This window comes from Pedobacter sp. ASV12 (assembly GCF_016429155.1).
In the GTDB taxonomy this organism is placed as follows: domain Bacteria; phylum Bacteroidota; class Bacteroidia; order Sphingobacteriales; family Sphingobacteriaceae; genus Pedobacter.
Genome location: NZ_JAELUC010000138.1, coordinates 1 through 5,434 on the forward strand (window position 1 = coordinate 1; position 5,434 = coordinate 5,434).

Annotated in this window: 6 protein-coding genes; 2 read left to right on the forward strand and 4 right to left on the reverse strand. The window is 44.9% G+C overall.

Going from position 1 to position 5,434, the window contains the following annotated elements; all coding sequences use genetic code 11:
- Positions 1-456 (reverse strand): lysine transporter LysE (locus JHD69_RS18920; protein WP_233166056.1); only part of this gene is annotated, 456 nt, incomplete at its 3' end.
- A gap of 15 nt (positions 457-471) precedes the next feature.
- Positions 472-3,273 (reverse strand): excinuclease ABC subunit UvrA, encoded by a 2,802-nt coding sequence (uvrA, locus tag JHD69_RS18925; RefSeq protein ID WP_199141905.1) that lies wholly within the window; start codon positions 3,271-3,273, stop codon positions 472-474.
- A 269-nt stretch (positions 3,274-3,542) separates the two neighbouring features.
- On the opposite strand from uvrA, the gene JHD69_RS18930 reads away from it, so the two are divergent.
- Positions 3,543-4,130, forward strand: coding sequence for an RNA polymerase sigma factor (locus tag JHD69_RS18930; protein ID WP_199141906.1), 588 nt, complete (start codon positions 3,543-3,545; stop codon positions 4,128-4,130).
- A 173-nt stretch (positions 4,131-4,303) separates the two neighbouring features.
- Positions 4,304-4,495: a hypothetical protein gene (locus JHD69_RS18935; protein WP_199141907.1), complete on the forward strand. Its 192-nt coding sequence runs from the start codon at positions 4,304-4,306 to the stop codon at positions 4,493-4,495.
- A 104-nt stretch (positions 4,496-4,599) separates the two neighbouring features.
- Here JHD69_RS18935 and JHD69_RS18940 read toward each other — a convergent pair whose 3' ends face one another.
- Both JHD69_RS18940 and JHD69_RS18945 read right to left on the reverse strand, forming a co-directional pair.
- Entirely contained in the window at positions 4,600-5,139 is a 540-nt protein-coding gene (locus JHD69_RS18940; protein WP_199141908.1) for a hypothetical protein, read from the reverse strand.
- A gap of 22 nt (positions 5,140-5,161) precedes the next feature.
- Positions 5,162-5,434 (reverse strand): hypothetical protein (locus JHD69_RS18945; protein WP_199141909.1); only part of this gene is annotated, 273 nt, incomplete at its 5' end.

Sequence of the window (5,434 nt, forward strand, 5' to 3'; positions counted from 1 at the left end):
GGTCCTGATCCACTCGTGCAGGATAACATAATTGCCAAAGAAGAGCCAAAATGGAATTTGAACCGGATTTAAAACCCCGAGCAACATGCCATAAAATACGCTGCCTCTTTTGCTGGTATCATTGCTGTCTTTGGTTTTGGGCAACTTATTGCGGTTGATCCAGGTAATGGTACCCATCACCACAAAAAGCAGGATCATGAAGGCATCTACATAAGTGCCCAGCCTTACTTCGTTGATATTGGCATCGAGGTTTACATCGCTCGATACCCAGCGCGCAAAACGCATCATGCCAAAGGTAAAAAGAACTTCAACACAAGAGAAAGCCAGGATAAACGACCACGCTTGGCGCATGCCCTTATTGATAGTGAGCTGTGCAACTGTCAGGTTGATGTTTCCAGGCGGTATATAGCCCATGGCATTTAACAATATGCCGATAATTAAGGTCAAAAAGAGCATAAGTTCGCTAAGATACTATTTCAAATGAGCTTTTAAAAATTGACCTGTATAAGAATCCTTTGCCTGGCGCAAATCTTCGGGCTTGCCTTCAAATACAACGTTTCCGCCTTTATCGCCACCTTCGGGCCCGATATCGATTACCCAATCGGCGCATTTGATCATGTCCATGTTATGTTCGATCACTAAAATGGTATTGCCTTGTTCGATCAAGGTATTCAGGGCTTTCAGCAATTTTTTGATATCGTGGAAATGCAAACCTGTGGTAGGTTCGTCAAAAATGAACATGGTTTTTTGCGCATTGTTGCCTTTGATTAAGAAGGAAGCCAATTTGATGCGTTGCGCCTCCCCGCCCGACAGCGTATTTGACGATTGCCCCAGGTGTACATAGCCCAAGCCTACATCGACCAGGGGTTGCAGTTTCTGCAGGATTTTGGGTTCCTTGGCAAAAAACTCGACGGCCTGATCGATGGTCATATCCAAAATATCGGATACATTTTTGTCCTGATAAGTAATATCGAGCACCTGCTGCTTAAATCTCCGGCCTCCACAGGCTTCGCAAGGCAAAAAGATATCGGCCATAAACTGCATTTCAATCTTCACCTCGCCTTCGCCCTGACAAACTTCGCAACGGCCGCCCTCTACGTTAAAAGAGAAGGCCGCAGGTTTAAGTCCGGCAGCCTTTGCCGATGGCAATGCCGAAAACAAGGCCCTGATATCGTCCCAAGCCTTTACATAAGTGACCGGATTAGAACGCGATGAACGGCCGATCGGGTTTTGGTCTACCATTTCTACGGCACTAACCAAGTCGATATGACCAAAAAGTCCGTCGTAAGCACCCGTTTGCTCGCCGGCATAATTGCCTATGGCTTTTTGCAGGGCGGGATAAAGTATTTTTTTAACTAGGCTGGTTTTGCCAGAACCCGATACGCCCGTTACACAGGTAAATACACCCAAAGGAAACTTGACGTCGATATTTTTCAGGTTGTTTTCACGGGCACCTTTTACCAGGATATGGTCGCGCCACTCCCTTCTTTTGGCAGGGACGGCAATTTCGTCCTTGCCGGCCAAATACCTACCGGTAAGCGAGTTTTTGTCTTTAATAATTTCTTTATAGGTGCCACTAAAAACCAGGTTGCCACCATGTGTACCTGCTTCGGGACCAATATCTATAATATGATCGGCGGCCTTCATCATTTCTTCTTCGTGCTCAACCACCAAAACGGTATTACCCACATCGCGCAATGATTCGAGTACCCCGATCAAACGGTGCGTATCTCTTGGGTGCAGACCAATGCTCGGTTCGTCGAGCACATACACCGAACCCACCAAACTGCTGCCCAACGACGTGGCCAAGTTAATGCGCTGGCTCTCTCCTCCCGACAGGGTATTCGACAAGCGATTGAGGGTGAGGTAGCCCAAACCTACGTTGTTGAGGTAAAGCACCCGATTGGAGATTTCGGCCAGCAAACGCTTGGCAATTTTTGCCTGTGTGGCGCTAAGATCGAGCTGCTCGAAAAAGGGCAACAAAGTAGACAAAGGCATCAGCACCATTTCTAAAATAGACTTGCCTCCTATTTTCACATAAGAAGCATCTTTGCGCAGGCGCGTGCCTTTGCAATCGGGACAAACCGTTTTGCCACGGTAGCGCGAAAGCATTACGCGGTACTGTATTTTATAGGTTTGTTCTTCCAATTCTTTAAAAAACTGATCCAGACCCGCAAAATAGCTATTGCCTGTCCATAACAGCTGCTGCTGTGCCTCGGTCAGTTCGCGGTAAGGCCTGTGGATGGGGAAGTCGAATTTCTCGGCATTTTTAACCAAGCGTTTCAGCCATTCGCCCATTTTTTCGCCACGCCAGGGGGCAATGGCATTATCGTAAATGCTTTTGCTCTTGTCTGGAACAACCAGGTCTTCATCTATCCCGATTACATTTCCATAACCCTCGCAGCGTTTGCAGGCCCCATAGGGGTTGTTGAAACTGAAGAAATTTGGGCTAGGCTCTTCGAACTTCATGCCATCCAGCTCAAAACGGTCGCAGAAGAAGGTCTGTTTGCCATCATGTTCTACATAACAATCGCCTTTGCCTTCAAAAAATGCGGTCTGTGCCGAATCAGCCATGCGGCTTAGGGTTTCTTCCTCTTCGTTAACCACAATGCGGTCTATCAAAATCTTGATGGTATCGCTATCGGCCAGTTTAACGTCTTTGATGGATTGATCTTCGAGGATATCCTCTATTTTGGTGATCTTGTTGTTGAAATAAACCCGCAAGAATCCTTTTTGCAACAATACAGCCAATTCTTCTTTAATGGTTCTGTTGTTGTGTGGATGTAAAGGGCAGAATACCGTAGCTACACTATCGGTACCCAGGCTTACGATAAAATCGACAACCGTACTTACGGTGTCCTTTTTAACCACCTGACCCGAAATGGGCGAATAAGTGGTACCGATACGCGAATAAAGCAGTTTGAGGTAATCGTATATTTCGGTTGAAGTACCTACAGTTGAGCGCGGATTGGAGGTAATTACCTTTTGTTCGATGGCAATGGCCGGCGCAATACCTTTGATATAATCTACATCGGGCTTGTTCATCCGCCCCATAAACTGGCGCGCATAAGCCGACAGGCTTTCTACATAACGACGCTGGCCTTCGGCATACAAGGTATCGAAGGCGAGAGAAGATTTTCCGGAGCCCGACATGCCGGTAACCACCACGAGTTTATTCTTCGGAATGGCTACGTCGATGTTTTTGAGGTTGTGTACCCTGGCGCCTTTGATAATGATATGGTGGTGTGGATCTTTCTCTATTTCCTTGCTCATGTGCCGCTTGCTTAGCTCTGATTTAATGTAACCCCAAAATTACGATTTTGGTTTCAACCCCTCTAAAAATAAGCGACCTTTTATAAAATTTTACAAATTTTAGCAGATTTATTGTTGGATATTCAAAAAAAAGTCTTTCTTTTGAATTTATAACTCACACGAATTAGGAACTGTATTTTAAAAACAAGGAGAGCTGCTATAGATTAAAAAGCTACTTATTTATTATTTTAATTTAATAAAACGAGAAGAATTTTAGTATACGCACTCCTATGAAATTACAGCAGCATAGTGATCAGGATTTGGTGAAGCTATATCTTAACGGAGAAGAATCTGTATTAGAAGAATTACTTCGTAGGCATAAATCCAAAATATATACCTCCATTTATTTATTGGTAAAAGACCAGTACCTGGCCGAAGACATCTTTCAGGATGCCTTTATCAAGGTCATCAATACTTTACGCAGTGGACGCTACAATGAAGAAGGCAAGTTTTTGCCTTGGGTAATGCGCATTGCACACAACTTGGTAATCGATTATTTCCGCCGCGAGAAACGCGCACCGGTCATTACCAGCGCCGACGGCACAGATGTGCTCAATCTTTTGCAGATACACGAAGAAAGTGCCGAAGAACGCATGTTGCGCGAACAAACCCACCTCGATCTAAGAGCAATGATACACCTGTTGCCCGACGAACAGAAAGAGGTGCTCATTATGCGCCATTATGCCGACCTGAGCTTTAAGGAGATTGCCGACCTCACCGACGTAAGCATCAATACCGCCCTGGGACGCATGCGCTATGCACTCAGCAATTTGCGCAAAATGATGAAGGTGAAAGAGGTAAGTCCGCGAGGACTTTAAGCAGGCTGAGTACTAATCTTTTAACAGCCAGGTAGTGTATAATTTTGCCCATTGAGCACATGGGGGCCTCTTGGAAAATTTAATTTGGAAAATGTTAAAATTTTCTGAAAGGCCACGAAATAAAACATACGCAATTACGTTTACTTTGTAAACATTAAATAAATACACTGCGTATGACAAAAACCTCTACACTAAATGATCTTTCCAACTTCTCGAGTCTGCAGCCTGTAGAAAAGGCGGTTGATGAGGGCGACCAACAGAATCTGTTGTTCTACAACAGCATCAGGTCTAAGCTTGACCAATTGGTTAAAGAGCCTTCCAACGAAACCATCCAAAAAATTTTGGATTACTCGAAGAAAAAGTAATTAAAAGTCCCGCGCAAGAGCTGGGACTTTTTTATTGGCCCAATGCTATATCCCAGCAGTGATATAGCTTTCATAACCATATTTTAAGTTAAAATCGAACTTTTTCAACGTTTTAAGCTGTTTTTCCTTTCGCGCAAAAATCCAAAAGCCAAACCTGCAGTAATGGCGTTATAGCTTTTTAGCTTATTGAAATTATGTTGAAAAGACAGGGAGAATCCAGCTGTCCAACCAATCATATAGCAATATTTCACTTCTACGGGCAAGCCGATCGTTTCTTTTTTGATGGTTTCTCCATAGCCTATATCAAATCGGTAATGGGTTAGCGCCAGGCCCGTACCTAATTTAAAATTATGGCACTTGCCCAGGGTATAGCTTTTGCCCGCTATAAGCGCGATATCGCCAAAACTAGGCAGGGGCTTATTGCCGAAGTTGAGCTGAAAAACGTCAGATCCCTTTAGTCTGAGGTAGTTGTTGTTTTGTTGTACCGCCAGCGAAAACTGCCAATACACATCGCCTTGCGAACCTCCGAGTTCCAGGTCGGCATAAGCGTAAAACCGCTTGGGCAGGTGCAGACTGTCTGTTTGCGCCCGGACTGTGCAGGCAAAGAGGAAACAGCCCAACGCGATAAAAAAAGATGATTTCATGTAATTTTGGCTTGAAGATTTGTTAATACATACCTATGGCTATCCCTGCGGAAACGGCAGCATAACTTTTAAGAAAATTGGCATTGCCGGTTCCTGTAACGCTAAAAGCAAAGCTTCTGCCGAACTGAAACGAATACCTGAGCTCGGCAGGCAAGCCAACCGTGAATCTGGTCTTGAAGCGGTCGGGCTGATAGGCCTGCTTTCGGCTATTGAAAGCCTCGTCTTTATCCGTCTTGAAAAAAGCCGACAGTCCAGCGCCAAATTGGATCTGATGGCGCCTCGGCGACCTATAGCC

Excerpts from the sequence above, each read along its gene's own strand:
- uvrA (WP_199141905.1), bottom strand. The coding sequence starts at position 3,273 with ATGAGCAAGGAAATAGAGAAAGATCCACACCACCATATCATTATCAAA.
- JHD69_RS18930 (WP_199141906.1), top strand. The coding sequence starts at position 3,543 with ATGAAATTACAGCAGCATAGTGATCAGGATTTGGTGAAGCTATATCTT.
- JHD69_RS18935 (WP_199141907.1), top strand. The coding sequence starts at position 4,304 with ATGACAAAAACCTCTACACTAAATGATCTTTCCAACTTCTCGAGTCTG.
- JHD69_RS18940 (WP_199141908.1), bottom strand. The coding sequence starts at position 5,139 with ATGAAATCATCTTTTTTTATCGCGTTGGGCTGTTTCCTCTTTGCCTGC.